Genomic DNA, 21,411 nt, shown 5'->3' on the forward strand with positions numbered 1-21,411 from the left:
GAGAAATGTCGATCTTCCTCAACGAGAACAGCAAGGTCATCGTCCAGGGCATCACCGGCGGTGAGGGCACCAAGCACGCCACCAAGATGATCGCCGCCGGCACCAACGTCGTGGGCGGTGTCAACGCCCGCAAGGCCGGCACCACGCACTCGGTCGGCGGCAAGGACGTCACCGTGTACGGCACGGTGGAGGAGGCGATGAAGGAGACCGGCGCCGACGTGTCGGTCGTCTTCGTGCCGCCGAAGTTCGCCAAGGACGCCGTGATCGAGGCCATCGACGCCGAGATCCCGCTGGCGGTCGTCATCACCGAGGGCATCCCGGTGCACGACTCGGCCTACTTCTGGGCGCACGCCGTCGCGAAGGGCAACAAGACCCGGATCATCGGGCCGAACTGCCCCGGCGTCATCTCCCCCGGGAAGTCGAACGCGGGCATCATCCCGGCCGACATCGCCGGCGCCGGCAGGATCGGCCTGGTGTCGAAGTCCGGCACGCTGACCTACCAGATGATGTACGAGCTGCGTGAGTTCGGCTTCTCCACCGCCATCGGCATCGGCGGCGACCCGGTCATCGGCACCACCCACATCGACGCCCTCGAGGCGTTCGAGGCGGACCCGGAGACCGAGGCCATCGTGATGATCGGTGAGATCGGTGGCGACGCCGAGGAGCGCGCCGCGGACTTCATCAAGGCCAACGTCACCAAGCCGGTCGTCGGCTACGTCGCGGGCTTCACCGCGCCGGAGGGCAAGACGATGGGCCACGCCGGCGCGATCGTGTCCGGCTCGGCCGGCACCGCGCAGGCGAAGAAGGAGGCCCTGGAGGCGGCGGGGGTCAAGGTCGGCAAGACGCCGTCCGAGACCGCCGCGCTGATGAAGGGGATCCTCTCCGCCTGAGCCGGACGAGCACCACGACGCGCGGGTCCCGGGTTCCGGGGCCCGCGCGTCGTCGTGTGCGGGGCCGCCGGGCGTCACCCGGCCGTGTCAGGGGCATCGGCTAGCGTGCGACGCAGGATCCCCTGCCGTCGAGGCCCGCTGGAGTAGTCGTCATGCCGAGCAACCAGCCGTCCGTCCCCGGTGCCGCCCGGGAGGACGCGCCACCCTCCGCGGGCCCGGTGCGGCTCGCCGTGCTGGGTGGGGCCGTCGCGGCGCTGGTCGCACTGGTCGTCGCCCTCTTCGGGCTGTCGGCCGCCGCCGGCTACGCGCTCGCACTCGTCGTCGCGGGCGGGATCGCCGGTGGCCTGTCACTGCTCCCGGGGACCGGCCGGGTGCTGGTCGGCGGGATCGTGCTCGCCGGCACGGGGGTGCTGACCCTGCTGTTCCTGTTCACCGGGAGTGACAGCCCGATCGCGGCCGGGGCGGTGGGCTGGGTCACCCTGGCCCTGGGCCTGCTGTCGGTGACGGCCCTGCTCTACGGGCAGTTGCTGCTGTCCGGCGTGCTGTCCGCACCGGCGCCGCGGCCCGCCCGGCCCTCGCACGTCGGCGACGCGCAGTGGGCCACCCCGGGCGCGCCGCAGCAGCCTCCCGCCGCCGGGTACGGCGGGCCCGCCGCCGGCGTGAACGCCGGCCAGTACCCGGTGCAGCCGGGCCAGCAGTACGGCCAGCCGGTCCAGGCCGGGCAGTACGCGCCGCCCGCCCAGCCCGGTCAGTACGCGCAGCCGGGCCAGCAGTTCGCCCAGCAGCCGGATCAGTACGCGCCGTCCTACGCCCAGCCCGGCCAGCCGTACGGGCAGCCGCCGGCCGCCGGGGTGTCCGGGGGCGCGTTCTCCGGGGTCGCCTACGGCGACCGCATCGCCCCCGCCACCCACTCCGCACCGACGGTGCAGACGGCGCTGCCCGCACAGCAGGCACCGCAGGCACAACAGCACCAGCAGGCACCGCAGTACGAGGGGCAGCCCGGAGCCGCCGGCCAGCAGCCGGGAACCTACGGCGCCGCGGCACAGCCGGGATCCGCCGCGCCCCCGCAGGCGGGCGCCCCGCAGGCCGGATCGCTGCAGGCCGGAGCTCCGCAGGTGGGGAGCTCGCAGGCCGCGGATCCGCAGGCCGCGAGTCCGCAGGCCGCGACCCCACAGACCGCGACCCCGCAGACCGCAGCCGGGACCCAGCAGCCCGATGGTGGGGCGCCGCAGGTGGATCCGGTCCCGCAGGCGGGGGCCGGGCAGCAGGTTCCGGACGTCCCGGGAGCGCAGCAGATCGGGTACCCGCCCGCCGGGGCTCCCGCGGCGGGGCAGGCGCCGTACACCGGAGCCGTTCCCGAGGCCCGGTCGGTGGAGCAGACCGACCGGTCCGCGGCCCGCCGGCCGGACGGCGCGCAGCCGCCCGGCACCGGCCCGGCGGACCAGCCCGGCCGGCAGGCGGCTCCGGCGTGGTGGCAGGCCGCGCCGCAGGACGCCCCGCAGCAGGCGCCGGGCCGGGCTCCGGAGACCGGCGTGGCGGGGGAGCCGGGTACCGCCGAGGGGGACCAGCAGAACCGCGGCGACCGTGCGGGCGGCGGCCCCGGCACCTCGGCCTGATCCGCCCCCGGATCCGCGGGGCCGGTCCCGTGGTGGGGCGGCCCACCCCCGGCGTGCCTGCGGCCCCGGACGTCCGGCCGCTGGGACCCTGGCCGGGTGAGTACCTCGTCCCGGCCGACCCGTGGCCGATCCGCCGTCCGGTCCCGGCCGTCCGGGAGTGACGGGGCGCGCCGCGGCGAGCGGCCCGATCGGGCCCGGGGTGGGCGGAATCCCGCCGCGGCCCGCCGGGCCGGTCCCCGGACGCGCCGTCCCGGCACCGGGCTGGACCGGTTGCGCATCCTGCTCGTGGCGACCATGGGCTCGGTCCTGACCGGATACACCCTGCTCGTGCCGGTCGCGGCCGTGCTCGCCGGGACCGGGGGCGTCCCCGTGACGCCGGACGGTGCGCTCGCCACCGCGGTGCCCATGTGGCTGGCCGCCCACCAGATCCCGATCGCCCTCGACGGCCGTCCGCTCGGCGTGCTGCCCATGGTGCCGACCCTGATCGCCGTCGGGACGGTCGCCGGGTTCTCCGGCTGGGCCGTGCGCAGTCTCGGCGGACGGGTCCGGCACGACGCGGGCGCGGTCGTCGCCTCCCAGGCCGGGGCGGCGGCCGCGGTCGCGGTGCTGGCCGGTGCGCTGCTGCCGAAGTCGATGGCGGTGACGGCCCCGTGGGCGTCGCTGGTCGGGGCCGGGCTGGTGGCCGGGGCCGCCGCCGGGATCGGGGTCGTGCACGCCTGCGGGCCGCCGGCCGCGTGGCGGCGGCTGCTCGCGGGCTGGCCGGGCGCGGCACTCGCCGGGGCCCGGGTGGGCGCGACCGGCCTGCTGCTCGTCGGCGCGCTGGTCCTGACCGGGGCGCTGGCCCTTGCCGCGACCGAGGTCGGTGACACGGCCGCCCGGCTCGGGCCCGGTGTCGGTGCCGGGCTCGGGGTGCTCGTCCTCGCCGTCGGTTACCTGCCGAACGCGCTGGTGGGTGCGGTGTCCTGGGCGCTCGGCGCCGGGGTCGGGATCGGGGTGGCGACCTCCGGTCCGCTGCTCGCCGAACCGGGTCCGCTCCCGCCGTTCCCGCTGACCGTGGTGCTCCCGGTCACCACGGTCCCGGCCGCCGCGCCGCTGGTGCTGCTGCTCCCGGTCGCGGTCGGGGTGCTGACCGGGTACGCGAGCCGGCGGGCGCTCGCCGGGGACGTGCCACCGGTCGAACGCCTGGCCGCGCCGGTGACGGCGGTCGTCGTCGTCGCGGCCGGGGCCGCCCTGCTCGCGACGGCGGCCGGCGGGCCACTGGCCGACGGGCCGTACGACCCGGTGTCGTTCCGTCCGGGCTCGGTGTTCCTGGCGGTCCTCCTGCTGGTCGGGGTGCCCGCCGTGCTGGCCTGCGCCGGCCCGGAACTGGCCCGGCACGTGCCGGTGGGTGGCCCGGACCGCCGCCCGTCCACCCGTCCGGCCGGCGGCCGTGGCCGTCGCGACCGGTCGGACAGCGTGCGGGACCTCGTCGAGAACCGCCGTCGCTCCGGGGCCGCGGGCCCGGCCGACGACCGGGCCGGCGATCGAGCGGACGAGGACGGGCCGGGCGGCTGAGGTCCGGCCCCGGTGCCGGCGCGTCTACGCTGGTCGCCGGTCGCGACGGCGGCCGGGACACCGATCGGGAGGAGCATGGTGCAGGCGCGGGATCTGCCCGGGGCGTACCGGGTCGTGGTGCTGGTCTCCGGGGCCGGGACCCTGCTGCAGGCGCTGCTCGACGCACCGGACCCCGGCTACCGGGTGGTCGCCGTCGGTGCCGACCGGCCGGGGGCCACCGGACTGGACCGGGCGCAGGACGCGGGCCTGCCGACGTTCGTCGAGCGGCTGGCCGACCACCCCGACCGGCAGAGCTGGAACGACGCGCTCGCCGAGGCCGTCCTCGGGCACCGGCCGGACGTCGTGATCGGGGCCGGCTTCATGAAGCTGGTCGCACAGACCTTCCTGGACGCGCTCGGATGCCCGATGCTGAACACGCACCCGGCCCTGCTGCCGGCGTTCCCCGGAGCGCACGCCGTGCGCGACGCGCTGGCCGCCGGCGTCACCACGACCGGCGCGACCGTGCACGAGGTCGACGCGGGACTGGACACCGGGCCGGTGCTCGCGCAGGTGGAGGTGCCGGTGCTGCCCTCCGACGACGAGGACGTCCTGCACGAGCGGATCAAGACCGAGGAACGACGACTGCTGGTCGAGACGGTGCGGAGCCTCGCGGCGTCGCGCAGCGGCCGGGACAACCACGAGGTGAGTCAGTGAGTGAGCGCAGGCCGGTCCGCCGGGCCCTGATCAGCGTCTACGACAAGGCCGGGCTACTGGACCTGGCGACCGGGCTGCACGCGGCCGGGGTGCAGATCGTCTCGACCGGGTCGACGGCCCGGCGGATCGCCGACGCGGGCGTCCCGGTGACCCCGGTCGAGGAGGTCACCGGGTTCCCGGAGTGCCTCGACGGCCGGGTCAAGACCCTGCACCCCCGGGTGCACGCCGGGCTGCTCGCCGACAGCCGGTCCGCCGAGCACGTCGCGCAGCTGGAGCAGCTGAACATCGCGCCGTTCGACCTGCTGGTGTCGAACCTCTACCCGTTCGCGGAGACCGTCGCGTCCGGGGCGGCCCGTGACGAGGTCGTCGAGCAGATCGACATCGGCGGCCCGGCGATGGTGCGGGCGTCGGCGAAGAACCACGAGAGCATGACGGTGGTCGTCGACCCCGCGCGCTACGGCTGGGTCCTGGAGCAGGTCGCCGCGGGTGGTTTCGTCGTCGCCGACCGGCGCCGCCTGGCCGCCGAGGCGTTCCGGCACACCGCGGCGTACGACACGGCCGTCGCGACCTGGATGGGCGAGCAGTTCGCCGGTACCGACGAGGAGACGCCGGAGTGGCTCGGCGCCACCTGGGTCCGGGAGCGCCCGCTGCGCTACGGCGAGAACCCGCACCAGGCCGCGGCGCTGTACACCGGTGGCGGCACCCCGGGCGGGCTCGCCGGGGCCGAGCAGCTGCACGGCAAGGAGATGTCCTACAATAACTACGTCGACGCGGACGCCGCCTGGCGCGCCGCGCACGACCACGGTGACGCCCCGACGGTCGCGGTGATCAAGCACGCGAACCCGTGCGGGATCGCGGTCGGCGCCGACGTCGCCCAGGCGCACCGCAAGGCGCACGCCACCGACCCGGTGTCCGCCTACGGCGGTGTGATCGCGGTCAACGGCGAGGTGACGACGACCCTGGCCGAGCAGGTCGCGGAGATCTTCACCGAGGTGCTGGTCGCGCCGTCCTACGCCGACGGTGCGCTGGAGATCCTGCAGCGCAAGAAGAACGTCCGGCTGCTGCGGATCCCGGGCGAGTTCGTCCGGGGCGGGACCGAGCTGCGGCCCATCTCCGGCGGGCTGCTCGCCCAGCAGCGGGACCTGGTCGACGCCGCCGGTGACGACCCGGCCGCCTGGAAGCTCGTCACCGGCGATCCCGCCTCCCCGGAGGTCCTCGCCGATCTCGCCTTCGCCTGGCGGGCCTGCCGCGCGGTGAAGTCCAACGCGATCCTGCTGGCGCACGACGGTGCGGCCGTGGGCGTCGGGATGGGCCAGGTCAACCGGGTCGACGCCGCCCGGCTCGCGGTGGAGCGGGCCGGTGACCGGGTGCGCGGCGCGGTCGCGGCCTCGGACGCGTTCTTCCCGTTCCCGGACGGCCTGGAGGTGCTGCTCGCGGCCGGGATCGCGGCGGTCGTGCAGCCGGGTGGTTCGGTGCGCGACGAGCTCGTCGTCGCGGCCTGTGCGGAGGCCGGCGTCCCGATGTACCTGACGGGGACCCGGCACTTCGCCCACTGAGCCCGCCCCTCCCGGACGGCCCGGCCCGCTGCGTGCGGTCCGGGCCGTCCTGCGTCCCGGGCCGTCCTGCGCTCGGTCCGTCCGCTGCGGCTCGTCCCGCGACGGACCGGAACTGTCGGGGTGCCGTGCGACGGTGCTCCGTGCCGGTCCACCGAGGGATCCCCCGTCCGGGGGCTGCATCGAGGCCGGCGTCGGGCCTATGATTCGAACGTCAGTTCGATCCACGTCGCCTTCCCCGCGGCGTGCCGGGCAGGTTCCGGCCGGTCGTGGACCGGTCGCGGTGCGAGGGGGAGGTCGGTGTGGGCAGGGCTGTGTCGCGCGGTGCCGGGTCGGGTTCCGGGGTGAGCGGTGCCGATGCGGGCGGTGCGGCGGCGTGCGGTGCCGGGGTCACCGTCGTCGGGGGAGCGGCGGCGGTGGGCCGGGTGACCGGGGGTGTGCCGGACCGGGTGGATCGGGGTGGGGACCCGGATCCACCCGGCTCCGGTGCGGACCCGCTGGACCGATCGTCGGAGCCGGTGGGTCCGGTGATCGGGGCCGGGCTGCGGCCGGTGGCGGCGGACGGGGAGCCCGCCGCAACGGACCGGTCCGGAACCGGTGGTCGGGGCGGGTTCGCCGGGCCCCGTGATCCCGTGTGCGGTCGGGAGTCGCAGCACGGGTCGCGGGGCCCGGTCGGCGGGCCGGTGTCGGACCGGCTGGCGGTCGCCCGGCAGGCACTGCACCGGGTGCAGACCCGGACCGACGGGGATCGGGCCCGTCCGGTTCCCCGCACCGGGAACGCCGGATCGGGTCCGGAGCCGGAGGCCGCGGCGGCGGGCCTGCTCCCCGTCCCCGGTCCGCTGGCCGGGTTGCTCCCGGCCGGCGGGCTGCGCCGCGGGTCCACGGTCGCGGTGGGCGCCGGTGCCGGTGCCGGTTCGCTGCTGTTCGCCCTGCTCGCCGCGGCATCGGCCGAGGGGGCCTGGGCGGGGGTGGTGGGTCGTCCCGGTCTGGGGGCCGCGGCAGCCGCCGAGGCCGGGGTGCGGCTGGACCGCCTGGCGCTGGTCCCGGATCCGGGGGCGGACCCGGTCGGGGTCACCGCGGCCCTGCTCGACGGGCTGGACCTGGTGGCGGTCGCCGGTCCGGAGCGGGCCGGCCTGCGGGCCGGGGACCGGCAACGGCTGGCGGCGCGGGCCCGGCAGCGGGGAGCGGTGTTGCTGGCACTGGGGCCGTGGCCCGGTGCGGACCTGCGGCTGAGCTGCGCCCGCCCGCAGTGGGGCGGGGTCGGCCGGGGTACCGGGCGGTTGCGGTCGCGGCGGCTCGAGGTCCGGTCCTCCGGGCGCGGGATCGGACCGGCGGGCCGGGTGGCGGAGGTACTGCTCCCGGGGCCGGGCGGAGCGGTCGCGGTCGCCCCGGCCGTCCCGGAGCCGGTGACCGGTGCGCCGGTGCCGGGTGACCGGGTCGTCGTACGGGCTGCGGGATGAGCACGGCGGAGGCGGTGGGTGCGCCCGGCCCGCACGGCCGTGGGAGCGCGCCCCCCGATCCGCGGGTGCTGGCGGTGTGGTCGCCGGACTGGCCGGTGACCGCTGCGGCCAGGGCCGCACACGTGCCGGCGCACCGGCCGGCGGCCGTCCTCGGCGCCAACCGGGTGCTGGCCTGCTCGGCCACCGCCCGGCGGCACGGGGTGCGCCGGGGGCTGCGCCGCCGCGAGGCGGAGGCCCGGTGCCCGGATCTCGCCGTGCTCGCCCCCGACCCGGGGCGGGACGCCCGGCTGTTCGAGCCGGTCGCCGTCGCGGTCGAGGCGCTCGCGCCGGGGGTCGAGATCGTCCGGCCGGGGCTGCTCGTGCTGCCCGCCCGGGGCCCGGTCGGCTGGTTCGGCGGGGAGCGGGCCGCGGTCGAGCGGTTGATGGACCAGGTCGCCCTGCACGCGGCCACCGAGTGCCAGATCGGCGTGGCGGACGGGATGTTCGCGGCCGAGCTCGCCGCCCGGCGGGGCCGCGGGGTTCCCGCGGGCCGGTCGGCGGAGTTCCTCGCGCCACTGGAGGTCGCCGAGCTGGACCGGGACCCGGCGGTGGACCGCTCCGAGCTGGTCGACCTGCTGCGCCGGCTCGGCCTGCGGTCCCTCGGTGCGTTCGCCGCACTCGCCGAGACCGACGTGGCCTCCCGGTTCGGCACCGACGCGGTGGCCGCGCACCGGCTCGCCCGCGGTCTCGATCCACGGCCGCCGGCCCGGCGGGTCCCGCCGGAGGAACTCGCCGCGGCGATCGAGCTGGACCCGCCGGTGGACCGGGTGGACGCGGCGGCCTTCGCCGCGCGGGGGCTCGCCACCCGGTTGCACGAGGCGCTCGCCGGGCACGGCCTGGCGTGCACCCGGCTGGGGGTGCACGCCCGTACCGGGAGCGGGGAGGAGCTGCTGCGGATCTGGCGGTGCGCCGAACCGCTGACCCCGGCCGGCACCGTCGACCGGGTGCGCTGGCAGCTCGACACCTGGCTCGGCCGCGGTGGCTCGGGCACGCTGGTCGCTCTCCGGCTCACCCCGGAGGACACGGTGCCGGCCGGGGTGCTGCAGCACGGGCTGTGGGGCGACGTCGGCGAGAACGACGACCGCGCCGGGCGCGCGCTGGTCCGGGTGCAGGCGTTGCTCGGCCCGGCCGCGGTGGTCACGGCGGTCCCGGCGGGCGGGCGGGACCCCGGCGAACGGGTGCGGTGGGTGCCGTGGGGCGACGAGCGGGTCGTCGAGCCGACGGCGGTGCCACCACGGCCCGGGGCCGGGGCGGCCGTCGGCCGTGCCGCCGGGACACCGGGGCACGTCGGGCCCGGGGCCGACGACGCCTGCCCCGACGCCGACGCCCGCCCCGACACGCGTGCTGTCGCCGGTGCCGGTGCTGGCCCCGACGTCAGTGTCAGTGTCAGTGTCAGTGTCGATGCCGGAGCCGGAGCCGGAGCCGGAGCCGGAGCCGGAGCCGGGAACAGCGCCGGGGTCGGGACCCGGCCCGGTGCTGCGGCCGGGCCGGGGGTGCCGGGGAGCCCGGCCGCCGTCGCGGCCCGGCGCGCGCCCGGGCGGCGCCCGCCGGTGGACCCGCCCGCGTCCTGGCCCGGCCGGCTCCCGGCGCCGTCCCCGGCCACCGTGCCGCCGTCCCCGTCCCCGGTCCGGCTGGTGGGCGCGGGCGGAGCCGAGATCCGGCCGGTGGCGCCCGACCTGCTCGACGACGCACCGCACCGGATCCGCGGCGGCGACGGGCCGGACCGCGAGATCGTCGGCTGGGCTGGGCCGTGGCCGGTGCACGCCCGCTGGTGGTCACCGGACGGCCCGGGGCCCACGACCCGGTTGCAGGTGGTGCTGGCCGACGGGACGGCGCTGCTGCTGCAGCACCGCGGGGCGCGCTGGGAGGTGACCGGTGTCTACGACTGAACCGGCCACCCGCCCGGCGGCCCCGCCACGGTCAGCGGGTGGGCACTCCGGTCAGGTCCACCGCGAACCGCCCGACCGACGCACCCATCGCGGTGACGTTGCGGTCCAGCGCGGTCCGGTCGAGGTTGGTGAGCCGGTCGCACGCCGTGTGGTAGCACGGGTCGTAGGACTGGCCCGCCGTGCCGCCCCACTTCTGGGCCTGCTCCGGGGTCTTCTTCTCCTCCGCCCCGGTGAACAGGCCGCCCGCCGGGATGCCCGCCTCGATGAACGGCCCGTAGTCCGAGCGGCCGTCGAACGCCGTGCCCTCCGGGCCCTGCACGCCGGCGGCGACCAGGGACTCGGTCAGTACCCGCTCCACGGTCTCCGACCCGGGCGGGCCCGGCTCGCCACCGAGGTCGTCGGAGTCGTCCCCGTCGTAGACGAGGTAGGCGGAGTTCGGGGAGGCGACCATGTCGAAGTTCAGGTAGAGCGCGACCTTCGCCCGATCCGGTTCCGCGAGGGCCTCCATGTACCGGGTCGCGCCGACCAGGCCGATCTCCTCGGCCCCCCACCAGGCGAACCGCACCTTCTGGCCGGCGGGCGGGGCCGAGCCCAGCTTCTGTGCGACCTCGAGCAGCGCCGCGCTGCCGCTGCCGTTGTCGTTGATCCCGGCGCCCTCCGGCACACCGTCGAGGTGCGCCCCGGCCATCACCACCCGGTTCGGGTCGCCGGTGCTCGTCTCGGCGATGACGTTGCGCGAGGTCTGCTGCTGGATCGTCGTGTCCAGCAGCAGCGTGGCCTGCTGCCCGTCGCGCAGGGCCGCACCCGCCGTCTTCTGCACCCCCGCGGTCGGGATCACGTCCGTGGTCTCGCCGAGGGTGGCCGACAGCGCCGCGTCCTCGGTGTTCGTGACGATCACGGCGACCGCCCCGGCGGCCCCGGCGAGCTGGGACTTCTGCCCGAACGGGCAGGTCCCGCGCTCGACGACGGCGATCGCCCCCGCCGGCATCCCGGTGTAGTCCGCGGCCTCGCACCCGGAGCCGGTGTCCTGCGGTGCCTTCGGCCGGATCGACAGCGGTGCGGTCAGGCCGCCCGGCGGCGTGGCCGGGGAGAAGCTCAGGACCTCGGTGGGCACCGGCGCGTCCGCCACCGTGAGCCGGGCGTCGCCCGCGGTGAAGGTGCGGACGTCGAACGACGGCGTCTGCACCTCGTACCCGGCCTCGCGCAGCTTCCCGGAGACGTAGTCGATGCTCGCGTCGTAACCCGGGGTGGCGATCGCCCGGTTGCCGTCGTTCGCGTCGGCGATCCGTTCCAGCTCCTGCAGGTGCGCGAACGCGCCGTCACCGCTCACCGCCCCGGCGAGCCGGTCCGGCAGCCCCGGATCGGCCTGCCCGGCGGACGCGGCATCCTCGGTCTCCATCGTCGCGGTCCCCGGCCCGGCCGGGGAGCACGCGGCCAGCGCGACGACCGCCACCCCCGCTCCGAGCACCCGGGCCAGCCGGGTCCCGGTGCCGGGCCACCAGCCCCGTCGGCCGCCCGTCGTTCCCGTCATCGCCCTGCTCATGGGGCCACCCCCGCCGTCCCGCCCGCCCCCGGGCCTCGTCCGCACCGGTCGACCGGTGCTCGTCCGGTGCGTGACCGGAGCTGGCCCGGACCGCACGACGCCGGGCCACCATCCGTCACCGGACGTGGGCCCGCCGTGAGAACGTCGATCACGGTACCGGCATCCGGGGCCCGCCCACGGGCCGAACGGGAAAGATCCACGGCCGGTTCACGGTCTCGTCTCAGCACTTCCACAGACTCCGGTGGTGAACTCGTCGTTGTCGGTGGGTTCCCGCGAGCGGGCGCCGCCGGCATCCCGACCAGGGCACCCCGGGTGGCCCTGCGGCCCGGCGCTGGGGAGTGGCCGGTGCCGTGGAGGAACCCGGTACCGCCGTGCGGGGCCGACCGGCGCTGGGGAGCAGCCGGCCGGCCCTCGCACGGCACGCCCGTCCCGTGGCCGCCGGTCGTACGGCCGTGCCCGGTCCACAGGCCCGGTCCACAGGCCCGGCGCCGGGACTGTTCTTCGAACTGACGTTCGAGTACGTTCGACACGTGGGCTGGGAGAATCCGGACGTTCCGTGGGCCGAACTGGAGAGTGCGCTCTCCGGCCGGCCGCCGCGTGACGGATCCGGCCTGCACGGTGGCCCGGCCGGCGACGGGGGAGACGGGGGCGACGCCCCGGCGTGGTCGGCGCACCGCGGCCCGTACGAACCGCCGCGCGACCTGCGCCCCGCCGCGGGGACGGTGCCCTACGCCGAGCTCCACTGTCACTCGCACTTCAGCTTCCTCGACGGGGCCAGCGCCCCCGAGGAGCTCGTGGAGCGGGCCGCGGAGCTGGGTCTGGAGGCGATCGCGCTCACCGACCACGACGGGATGTACGGCGTGGTCCGGTTCGCCGAGGCCGCCGCGGCGCTGGGGATCCGCACGGTCTTCGGGGCCGAGCTGAGCCTCGGGCTGACCGCCCCGCAGAACGGCGTCGCCGACCCGGTGGGCGAGCACCTGCTGCTGCTGGCCAGGGGGCCGGCGGGGTACCGCGCACTGTGCCGCACGATCTCCACCGCACAGCTGCGCGGCGGGGAGAAGGGGCGCCCGGTCTACGACCTCGACGAGGTCGTCGCCGACACCGCGGGCTCGGTCGTCGTGCTCACCGGCTGCCGCAAGGGCGCCGTGCGCCGGGCGCTGGACCGAGACGGGCCGGCGGCCGCCGCGGCCGCGCTGGGGCTCCTGGTCGAGCGGTTCGGGCGCGAGCACGTGCGGGTCGAGCTGACCGCGCACGGCGATCCGCGTGACGCCGAGCGGGACGAGGCGCTGGCCGCGCTGGCCGCCGGAGCCGGCGTCGCGACCGTCGCCACCACCGCGGCGCACTACGCCACCCCGGAGCGGGCGCCCCTGGCCGCCACCGTCGCCGCCGTGCGGGCCCGGCGCAGCCTGGACGAGATCGATCCCTGGCTCCCCGCGGCCGGCACCGCCCACCTGCGGTCGGGCCGGGAGATGACGGCCCGGTTCGAGCAGCGGCACCCGGGAGCGGTCGCCCGGGCTGCGGAACTGGGCCGGGAGCTGGCCTTCGAGCTGCACCTGGTGGCGCCGGAACTGCCGCCGTTCGACGTCCCGGAGGGAGAGACCGAGGCGTCCTGGCTGCGGGTGCTGACCGAGCGGGGCCGGATGCAGCGGTACGGCAGCCGGGCCGAGCACCCGGTCGCGGCCCGGATGATCGAGCACGAGCTGGCGATCATCGAGGAGAAGAACTTCCCCGGCTACTTCCTGATCGTCCACGACATCGTCGACTTCTGCCGCCGGTCGGACATCCTCTGCCAGGGCCGGGGATCCGCCGCCAACTCCGCCGTCTGCTACGCGCTCGGCATCACCGCGGTCGACGCCGTCCGGCACGGCCTGCTGTTCGAGCGGTTCCTCTCGCCGGACCGCGACGGCTATCCCGACATCGACATCGACATCGAGTCCGGCCGCCGGGAGGAGGCGATCCAGTACGTCTACCGCCGCTACGGCCGGCTGTACGCCGCGCAGGTCGCGAACGTCATCACCTACCGGCCGCGCTCGGCGGTCCGCGACACCGCCCGCGCGCTCGGGTTCTCGCCCGGCCAGCAGGACGCGTGGAGCACGCGGATCGAGCGCTGGCACGGGCTGGAGACACCCGGCGCCGACGTGGACCGGGAACCGCGGATGCCCCCGCTGCTGCTCGACCTCGCCGGGCAGCTCGTGGGGGGCCCCGGCACCTCGGCATCCACTCCGGTGGCATGGTCATCTGCGACCGCCCGGTGTCCGAGGTCGTCCCGGTGGAGTGGGCCCGGATGGCGGACCGGACGGTCGTCCAGTGGGACAAGGAGGACTGCGCCGCGGCCGGCCTGGTCAAGTTCGACCTGCTCGGACTGGGGATGCTGACCGCGCTGCACCTGATGGTCGACCTGGTCGAGGCGAGCGAGGGCACCCGGGTCGAGCTGCACCGGATCGGCGAGTCCGATCCGGAGGTCTACGCGATGCTCTGCCGGGCCGACTCGGTCGGGGTCTTCCAGGTCGAGTCCCGGGCCCAGATGGCGACGCTGCCGCGGCTGCGCCCCCGCGAGTTCTACGACCTGGTCGTCGAGGTCGCGCTGATCCGGCCCGGGCCGATCCAGGGCGGTTCGGTGCACCCCTACATCCGGCGCCGCAACGGGATCGACGCGTGGGAGCACGACCACGAGCTGCTGCGGCCCGCGCTGCACAAGACGCTGGGCATCCCGCTGTTCCAGGAGCAGATGATGCAGATCGCGGTCGACGTCGCGGGGTTCTCGGCGGCCGAGGCCGACGAGCTGCGCCGCGCGATGGGCGCCAAGCGCTCCACCGAGAAGATGGAGCGGCTGCGCGGCCGGTTCTTCGCCGGCATGGCGGAGAAGGGGATCACCGGCGAGCTCGCCTCGACGATCTTCACGAAGATGCTCGCCTTCGCGAACTTCGGCTTCCCGGAGAGCCACTCGATCAGCTTCGCCGCGCTGGTCTACTACTCGGCCTGGTTCAAGCTCTACCATCCCGCGGCGTTCTGCGCGGCGTTGCTCAACGCGCAGCCGATGGGGTTCTACTCGTCGCAGTCGCTGGTCGCCGACGCGCGCCGGCACGGGGTGCTGGTCCGCGGCCCGGACGTCAACGAGGGCCGGGCGGACGCGACCCTGGAGGCGGACGGCGACAGCACCGGTGGCCGGGCGGTCCGGCTCGGGCTCTCGGACGTACGGACGATCGGGGCCGACCTCGCCGGGACGATCGACGCGGAGCGCGCCGCCGCCGGGCCCTTCACCGATCTCGCCGATCTCGCCCGCCGGGTCCGGCTGACCGGGCCGCAGGCCGAGGCGCTCGCGACCGCGGGTGCGTTCGGCTGCTTCGGCGTGGCGCGCCGGGAGGCGTTGTGGGCGGCGGGCGTCGTCGCGGGGGTGCGGCCCGAGCACCTGCCGGGTACCGCGGTCGGCCTGACCGCGCCGGCGCTGCCGGGGATGACCGAGGCCGAGCTGACCGTCTCCGACGTCTGGGCCACCGGCGTCTCACCGGACAGCCACCCGGTGCAGCACCTGCGCCGCGAGCTCGACGGCCTGGGTGCGGTCCGGATCGACCGGCTCGACGCGGTCGGGGCGGCCGCCGGCCCGGACGCGCCGCCGCGGGTGCTGGTGGGCGGCCTGGTCACCCACCGGCAGCGGCCCGCGACGGCGGGCGGGGTGACCTTCGTGAACCTGGAGGACGAGTCCGGGATGCTCAACGTGACCTGCTCGGAGGGGCTGTGGGCCCGGTACCGCCCGGTGGCGGCGGGCAGCGCGGCGCTGCTGGTGCGCGGCCGGCTGGAGCGCAGCCCGGAGGGGGTCCTCAACCTGCTGGCGGACCGGTTGCAGCGGATGCCGCTCGCCGTGGCCGTGCGGTCCCGTGACTTCCGCTGACACCGTGCTGACGACCGCAGCCGCCGCCGTCGGGTGCGGTGGCCCGGATCCGCCTGCGAGGATGCTCGGTGTGAGCGCAACGGTCATGGACGGCAAGGCCACTCTGGCGGAGATCCTCGACGATCTGCAGACCCGGGTCGAGAAGCTGACGGCGGCGGGGCGGACTCCCGGGCTGGGGACGATCCTGGTCGGCGACGACCCGGGCTCGCACGCCTACGTCCGCGGCAAGCACCGCGACTGTGCCAAGGTCGGGATCACGTCGCTGCAGCGTGAGCTGCCGGCCGACGCGAGTCAGGCCCAGGTCCTCGGGGCGATCGACGAGCTGAACGCCGACCCGGCGTGCACCGGGTTCATCGTCCAGCTGCCGCTGCCGTCCGGCCTGGACTCCGGCGCGGCGCTGGAGCGCGTGGACCCCGCGAAGGACGCTGACGGCCTGCACCCGGTGAACCTCGGCCGGCTGGTGCTCGGCGAGCCGGGGCCGCTGCCGTGCACGCCGCGGGGGATCGTCGCGCTGTGCCGGCGGTTCGGCGTCGAGCTGGACGGGGCGCGGGTCGTCGTGGTGGGCCGCGGGGTCACCGTCGGGCGCCCGCTGGGGCTGCTGCTGACCCGGCGCAGCGAGAACGCGACCGTCACCCTGTGCCACACCGGCACCAAGGACCTGACCGCGCACCTGCGGGAGGCCGACGTCGTGGTCGCGGCGGCCGGCCGGGCCGGACTCGTCACGGCCGAGCAGATCCGGCCGGGGGCCGCGGTGCTCGACGTGGGGGTCACCCGCACCGACGTCGGCCTCGTCGGCGACGTCTCCCCGGAGGTCGCCGAGGTCGCGGGGATGCTGGCCCCGATGCCGGGCGGGGTCGGCCCGATGACCCGCGGCATGCTGCTGACCAACGTCGTCGAGGCGGCCGAGCGGGCCGGGACCCGATAGGCGGGAGGGCCGATGGCGACCACCCGCAGCGGGTTCGGACTGCGCGCCCGGCTGCGTGCGCACTGGCCGTTGCTCACCGTCTTCGCGATCGCCCTGGTGGCGTTGCAGCGGGTGGCCACCGAGCACTGGCGGGAGGGCTCGGCGACGTTCGCCGTCGCGGTGCTCGTCGCCGCCGGGCTGCGGGTCGCGCTGCCGCCGGACCGGGTCGGGCTGCTCGCCGTCCGGGGGCGCTACGTCGACGCGATCGTCTACGGCGCGCTGGGCCTGGCCGTGCTGCTGCTGGCCCTGACGATCACCCGGGGCTCGCTGACGGTCAGCTGACCGCGCGGCTCCGGGCGCCGCCGGTCGTCCCCGGACTCGCCGGGCGGCGGGTCGGTGGGCGGCGCGGGCCGGCGGGCCGTTTGCTGCCCGGCCGGCCGGGGCCGGTGCTGGTGGCCAGCGGCCGGTACGGCGGGCGCGCCGGAGGGGCCGGAGGGGCCGGAGGGACGACCCCGTAGGGAGCGGCTGTCGACTGTTCGATAATGATCATCGCTAGCGCTATTTTACGCGGTGCCGCGCACACTGGGTGACCGGGTGTGCCTCCGGACGTGACCATGATCGTCCATCGGGCCGCCGATGATCACCCGAAGATCGTAACGGTGATCATCCGAGTGGCCGCCGGGTACCGATGGGGTGGCCGGGTGACCGCATCGGCCGCGAGACCGGACACGCACGGCGGACCATCCCCGGACGCGAGGCGGCCCGCCCCTGCGGACAGGAACGGGCCGCCGGTCGAACGAGGGTCAGGACCGCCGGGCGAACCCGTCGATCGTGGCGTTGAACGTGGCGCTCGGCCGCATCACCGAGTCGGCCTTCGCCCGGTCCACGTAGTAGTAGCCGCCGAGGTCGACCGGGTCGCCCTGGGCGCCGTTGAGTTCACCGAGGATCGTCTCCTCCTGCTCGCCGAGCGTCGCGGCGAGCGGTGCGAACACCGCGGCCAGCTCCGGGTCCTCGGTCTGCTCGGCGAGCGCGCGGGCCCAGTACAGCGCGACGTAGAAGTGGCTGCCCCGGTTGTCCAGCTCGTTCACCTTGCGCGACGGCGACCGCCCGTTCTCCAGCAGCGCACCGGTGGCGTCGTCGAGCGCCAGGCCGAGCAGCTTCGCCCGCAGCGCCGAGGCGCCCTCCGCGCTCGCGCCGGCCGCCGGGTCGGCGATCTTCGACGCCAGCATCTCCAGCGAGACGGCCAGCGCCAGGAACTCGCCGAGGGAGTCCCACCGCAGGTGGTTCTCCTTCTGCAGCTGCTGGACGTGCTTCGGCGCCGAGCCGCCGGCGCCGGTCTCGAACAGCCCGCCGCCGTTCATCAGCGGGACGATCGAGAGCATCTTCGCCGAGGTCCCCAGCTCGAGGATCGGGAAGAGGTCGGTCAGGTAGTCGCGCAGCACGTTGCCGGTGACCGAGATGGTGTCCTCGCCCTTGCGGGCCCGCTCCAGGGTGTAGCGGGTGGCCTCGCCGACCGGGAGGATCTCGATGGTCAGACCGTCGGTGTCGAGCTCGCCCAGGTAGGTCTCGACCTTGGCGATCAGCTGCGCGTCGTGGGCGCGTGCGGAGTCCAGCCAGAACACGGCCGGGGCGCCGGTGGCCCGGGCCCGCTCGACGGCCAGGGAGACCCAGTTGCGGATCGGGGCGTCCTTGGTCTGGCAGGCACGCCAGATGTCGCCCTCGGCGACCTCGTGCGAGAGCCGCACCTCGCCGGAGGCGGCGTCGACGACCCGGACGGTGCCCGCCGCGGCGACCTCGAACGTCTTGTCGTGGCTGCCGTACTCCTCGGCCTTCTGCGCCATCAGGCCGACGTTGGGGACGGTGCCCATCGTCGTCGGGTCGAAGGCGCCGTGGGCGATGCAGTGCTTGACGGTCTCGTCGTAGAGGTCGGCGTAGGACGAGTCCGGGATGACGAACTTGGTGTCCTGGGTCGTGTCGTCGGCGTTCCACATCTGCCCCGACGAGCGGATCGCGGCCGGCATCGACGCGTCGATGATGACGTCGCTGGGCACGTGCAGGTTGGTGATCCCGCGCGCGGAGTCGACCTGGGCCAGCGCCGGGCCGGAGGAGTACGCGTCGGTGATCGCCTGCTCGATGGCGGTGCGCTTGCCGGCGGGGAGCTTCTCCAGCGCGGAGAGGACCGAGGCGAGACCGTCGTCCGGGTCGGCGCCGACCGAGGCGAGGTCGTCGCCGTAGGTGGCGAACACGTCGGCGAAGTAGGCGCGCACCGCGTGCCCGAAGATGATCGGGTCGGAGACCTTCATCATCGTGGCCTTGAGGTGCACCGAGAACAGCACACCCTTCGCCTTCGCGTCGGCGACCTGCTCGGCCAGGAACGCCTGCAGCGCCGCCCGCCGCAGGACGGCGCCGTCGACCACCTCGCCGGCCAGCACCGGCACCGACTCCTTGAGCACCGTGACGGTGCCGTCCGCCGCGACGTGCTCGATCCGGACGGCGCCGTCGGCCGGGGCGGTGAACGAGGTCTCGGAGTGCCGGAAGTCGCCGTCGGACATCGTCGCGACGTGCGAGGTGGACTCCGGGTTCCAGGCGCCCATCGAGTGCGGGTGCTTGCGCGCGAAGTTCTTGACCGACTGCGGCGCGCGGCGGTCGGAGTTGCCCTCGCGCAGGACCGGGTTGACCGCCGATCCCTTGACGGCGTCGTAGGCGGCCTTGGCTGCCCGCTCGTCGTCGGTCTGCGGGGCCTCGGGGTAGTCCGGGACGGCGTACCCGGCGCCCTGCAGCTCGGTGATCGCGGCCTTGAGCTGCGGGATCGACGCGCTGATGTTCGGCAGCTTGATGATGTTGGCGTCCGGCGTGGTGGCCAGCTCGCCCAGCTCGGTCAGCGAGTCCGGCACCCGCTGGGCGTCGGTCAGCCGGTCCGGGAACTTGGCCAGGATGCGCGCGGCCAGCGAGATGTCCCGGGTCTCCACGTCGACCCCGGCCTGCCCGGCGAACGCCTCGATGATCGGCAGGAACGAGTGGGTCGCCAGCGCCGGCGCCTCGTCGGTGTAGGTGTAGATGAGCTTCATCGGGTGTCCGGCCTGCCTCGGTGTCGTCGGGGGTGCTGGTGCGTACGGCGGCCCTGCACGCTCCGGCACCCGCCCGGCGGCCCGGGCGTGGCCCGGTGCGGCGGCCCGCTTCCTCGACGGACACGCTATCCCCCCACCGCCCCCGGACGCCCGCAGGAGTAACCGGTCCGACACCCCCGGCCGGTGGATCTGCGTGGGGTCCCCGAGCGGCTACCGTGCGTACGGAACCCCGTACCGACACCGACGACATCGACGACACCGACGAGGAGCGTGGGCGTGCCCAAGCTGAAGATCCCGGCCCTCGGGCGGCGCTCGCTGTTCAGCGGCTGGCCGCTGGTCGGGGTGATCGCGATCGGGCTGACCCTGGTCGCCCTGCTCTACGGCAGCGCCACCGACGAGTTCGGCGGCGGCTGCTCGGTCACGGTGCAGGCGTCGGAGGTGACCGTGCGCGCCACACCCAGTGCGTCCGGGCAGCCGCTGGAGACCCTCCTCCAGGGCGAGGAGGTCTCGGCCGAGGCGATCGTGGACACCGGGTTCCGCAAGCTGGCCGGCGGCGACCGCTGGGTGCCGTCGAGCGCGGTCGCCGCGACCGCGGGCAGCGTGTGCTGAGGCGGTTGCGCCGCGTGACGATCGGTGCGGGAGAGTAGGCGCGTGCCCCTCCCCGCCGCTGTCGCCACCGCGAACGTCAACGGGATCCGGGCGGCCACCGGCAAGGGACTGCTCGACTGGCTCGCCGGTACCGACGCCGAGGTCGTCTGCCTGCAGGAGGTCCGGGCCCGTCCGGAGGAGCTGCCGGCCGCGTTCACCGACGCGCTGGCCGCCGGGGGCTGGCACCTGCGTCTCGCCCCGAGCGAGACGGCGAAGGGCCGTAACGGCGTCGCCGTGCTCAGCCGTGCCGAGCCGGAGGCGGTCCGGATCGGCTTCGGCGACCCGGTGACCGACCTGGACGGCCGCTACCTCGAGGTGGACCTGCCCGGCGATCTGACGGTCGGGTCGCTCTACCTGCCGAAGGGCGTCGCGGGCACCGAGCGGCAGGACGCCAAGGACGCGTTCCTCAAGACCTTCGGCGACCACCTGCACACCGCGTCCGGCCGGTGCGCCGCCGGCGGGCGGGAGATGGTCGTCGCCGGGGATTGGAACATCGCGCCGACCGAGCGGGACCTGCGCAACTGGCGCAACAACCAGCGCAACTCCGGCTTCCTGCCGCACGAGCGCGAGTGGTTCGCCGGGCTGCTGCGGACCGGCTGGTCCGACGTCGTCCGCGACCTGCACCCCGGCGCCGACGGCCCGTACTCCTGGTGGACCTACCGGGGGCGGGCGTTCGACAACGACGTGGGATGGCGGATCGACCACGTGCTGCTGACCCCGGGCCTCGCAGCGGCCGCGCGTTCCGCCGGTGTCGACCGGGCGGTGACGCACGACGCCCGATGGTCCGACCACGCGCCGGTGGTGGTCCGGCTGGCGGCGGCCGGATGATCGCGAGCAGGGTCGTCGGTGGTCGTTACCTGCTGCTCGACGAGCTGGACCGGCGCGGGTTCGGGCCGTCGGTGCGGGCCGAGGACCGGATCACCGGCCGGACGGTCGCGGTCACCGAGATCGCGCTGCCCGCCGACGGGACCGCGCGGGAGCGGCTGCTCGCCGAGGTCCGCACGGCCGGGCGGTTGCGGCACCCGGGCCTCGTCGGCGTCCTGGACCTGGTCACCGACCGGGCCGCGGACGGCGGGATGCGGGAGTACCTGGTCACCGAGCACCCGGAGGCGCACCCGCTGGGCGGCGGCGACCCCGCCACCGGGGACCCGGCACCGCGCCGGGTCGCGACGATCGGGCGGGACGTCCTGGCCGCGCTGCGGGCCGTGCACGCCGCCGGGAGCACCCACGCGGGGCTGGACCCGGACTGCGTGCTGCTCACCCCGGACGGCCGAGCACTGGTCACCGACGTGGGGCTGGCCCGCGCGATCGGCCCGCGGCCCGCGGCTCCCGGCGGCGACGCGCAAGCCTTCACCGCCCCGGAGCGGACCGACACCCCGGCCGCGGACCTGTGGAGCCTCGGCGCGGTGCTGCACCACGCCGCGGGCCGCCGGGTCGCGCCGGGGAGCGCGCTGGCGCAGGCCATCTCCGGGCTGACCGCGGCCGACCCGGCCCAGCGGCTCGACGCCCGCGGTGCCGACGCCCTGCTGGACCGGGCCGCGCGGCCCCGCGCGGTCGGCGGCGACCTCGGCCGCAACCGCTGGATCCTGCTGGTCGTGGCCGCGCTGCTCGCGCTCGCGGTCGTCGGGATGATCCTCTGGGCGGTGCTCTAGAGACCCCAAGATC

14 protein-coding genes and 1 pseudogene are annotated in these 21,411 nt (G+C 76.0%); 13 read left to right on the plus strand and 2 right to left on the minus strand.

Translation table 11 applies throughout. The annotated features are described in order from the left end of the window. Positions 1 to 5 precede the first annotated feature (5 nt). The 7 genes from sucD to AFB00_RS34875 all read left to right on the plus strand — a co-directional run bounded on the left by sucD (position 6) and on the right by AFB00_RS34875 (position 9,694). Positions 6 to 890, plus strand: a complete 885-nt coding sequence (sucD, locus tag AFB00_RS15535; RefSeq protein ID WP_068797838.1) for a succinate--CoA ligase subunit alpha — start codon at positions 6 to 8, stop codon at positions 888 to 890. 152 nt (positions 891 to 1,042) lie between these two features. After that, entirely contained in the window at positions 1,043 to 2,506 is a 1,464-nt protein-coding gene (locus AFB00_RS15540) for a hypothetical protein (protein ID WP_068797839.1), read from the plus strand. Between the two features lie 96 nt (positions 2,507 to 2,602). Continuing rightward, the gene (locus AFB00_RS15545) at positions 2,603 to 4,060 is read left to right on the plus strand and encodes a cell division protein PerM (protein WP_156819551.1); all 1,458 of its coding nucleotides are present in this window, start codon (positions 2,603 to 2,605) and stop codon (positions 4,058 to 4,060) included. A gap of 78 nt (positions 4,061 to 4,138) precedes the next feature. Next, on the plus strand, positions 4,139 to 4,753 hold the full coding sequence (gene purN, locus AFB00_RS15550) for a phosphoribosylglycinamide formyltransferase (RefSeq protein WP_442965805.1): 615 nt from the start codon (positions 4,139 to 4,141) through the stop codon (positions 4,751 to 4,753). Further along, positions 4,750 to 6,309 (plus strand): bifunctional phosphoribosylaminoimidazolecarboxamide formyltransferase/IMP cyclohydrolase, encoded by a 1,560-nt coding sequence (gene purH, locus AFB00_RS15555; protein ID WP_068797842.1) that lies wholly within the window; start codon positions 4,750 to 4,752, stop codon positions 6,307 to 6,309. Before purN ends, purH begins: the two co-directional genes overlap by 4 nt. A 341-nt stretch (positions 6,310 to 6,650) precedes the next feature. Then, entirely contained in the window at positions 6,651 to 7,766 is a 1,116-nt protein-coding gene (locus AFB00_RS34055) for a hypothetical protein (RefSeq protein WP_197519545.1), read from the plus strand. Next, entirely contained in the window at positions 7,763 to 9,694 is a 1,932-nt protein-coding gene (locus AFB00_RS34875; RefSeq protein ID WP_156819552.1) for a DNA polymerase Y family protein, read from the plus strand. Before AFB00_RS34055 ends, AFB00_RS34875 begins: the two co-directional genes overlap by 4 nt. A gap of 31 nt (positions 9,695 to 9,725) precedes the next feature. Here the strand turns inward: AFB00_RS34875 and AFB00_RS15570 are convergent, their stop codons facing one another. Then, positions 9,726 to 11,225, minus strand: a complete 1,500-nt coding sequence (locus AFB00_RS15570; RefSeq protein WP_197519546.1) for a M28 family peptidase — start codon at positions 11,223 to 11,225, stop codon at positions 9,726 to 9,728. Between the two features lie 542 nt (positions 11,226 to 11,767). On the opposite strand from AFB00_RS15570, the pseudogene AFB00_RS35440 reads away from it, so the two are divergent. From AFB00_RS35440 to AFB00_RS15585, 3 genes and pseudogenes are all read left to right on the plus strand, one after another. Then, positions 11,768 to 15,126: pseudogene (locus AFB00_RS35440) on the plus strand (error-prone DNA polymerase). A gap of 70 nt (positions 15,127 to 15,196) precedes the next feature. Further along, positions 15,197 to 16,051, plus strand: coding sequence for a bifunctional methylenetetrahydrofolate dehydrogenase/methenyltetrahydrofolate cyclohydrolase (locus AFB00_RS15580; RefSeq protein WP_068800349.1), 855 nt, complete (start codon positions 15,197 to 15,199; stop codon positions 16,049 to 16,051). A 12-nt stretch (positions 16,052 to 16,063) separates the two neighbouring features. Continuing rightward, positions 16,064 to 16,372 (plus strand): DUF3017 domain-containing protein, encoded by a 309-nt coding sequence (locus tag AFB00_RS15585; RefSeq protein ID WP_068797843.1) that lies wholly within the window; start codon positions 16,064 to 16,066, stop codon positions 16,370 to 16,372. Positions 16,373 to 16,833: 461 nt separating this feature from the next. Here AFB00_RS15585 and AFB00_RS15590 read toward each other — a convergent pair whose 3' ends face one another. After that, positions 16,834 to 19,098: an NADP-dependent isocitrate dehydrogenase gene (locus AFB00_RS15590; RefSeq protein WP_068797844.1), complete on the minus strand. Its 2,265-nt coding sequence runs from the start codon at positions 19,096 to 19,098 to the stop codon at positions 16,834 to 16,836. 276 nt (positions 19,099 to 19,374) lie between these two features. Between AFB00_RS15590 and AFB00_RS15595 the strand changes: the two genes are divergently transcribed. Genes AFB00_RS15595 through AFB00_RS15605 form a run of 3 tightly spaced genes read left to right on the plus strand, consistent with a single transcriptional unit; the run spans position 19,375 to position 21,398 of the window. Beyond that, positions 19,375 to 19,707 carry a hypothetical protein gene (locus AFB00_RS15595; protein WP_156819553.1) on the plus strand — a complete coding sequence of 111 codons (333 nt, stop codon included), beginning with the start codon at positions 19,375 to 19,377 and terminating at the stop codon, positions 19,705 to 19,707. 42 nt (positions 19,708 to 19,749) lie between these two features. Further along, the gene (locus AFB00_RS15600) at positions 19,750 to 20,574 is read left to right on the plus strand and encodes an exodeoxyribonuclease III (RefSeq protein ID WP_068797846.1); all 825 of its coding nucleotides are present in this window, start codon (positions 19,750 to 19,752) and stop codon (positions 20,572 to 20,574) included. Then, complete coding sequence (locus AFB00_RS15605) at positions 20,571 to 21,398, plus strand: protein kinase domain-containing protein (RefSeq protein WP_197519547.1); 828 nt, start codon at positions 20,571 to 20,573, stop codon at positions 21,396 to 21,398. The genes AFB00_RS15600 and AFB00_RS15605 overlap by 4 nt, the downstream gene beginning before the upstream one ends. Positions 21,399 to 21,411: the final 13 nt, after the last annotated feature.

The organism is Pseudonocardia sp. HH130630-07, assembly GCF_001698125.1.
Taxonomy (GTDB): Bacteria; Actinomycetota; Actinomycetes; order Mycobacteriales; family Pseudonocardiaceae; genus Pseudonocardia.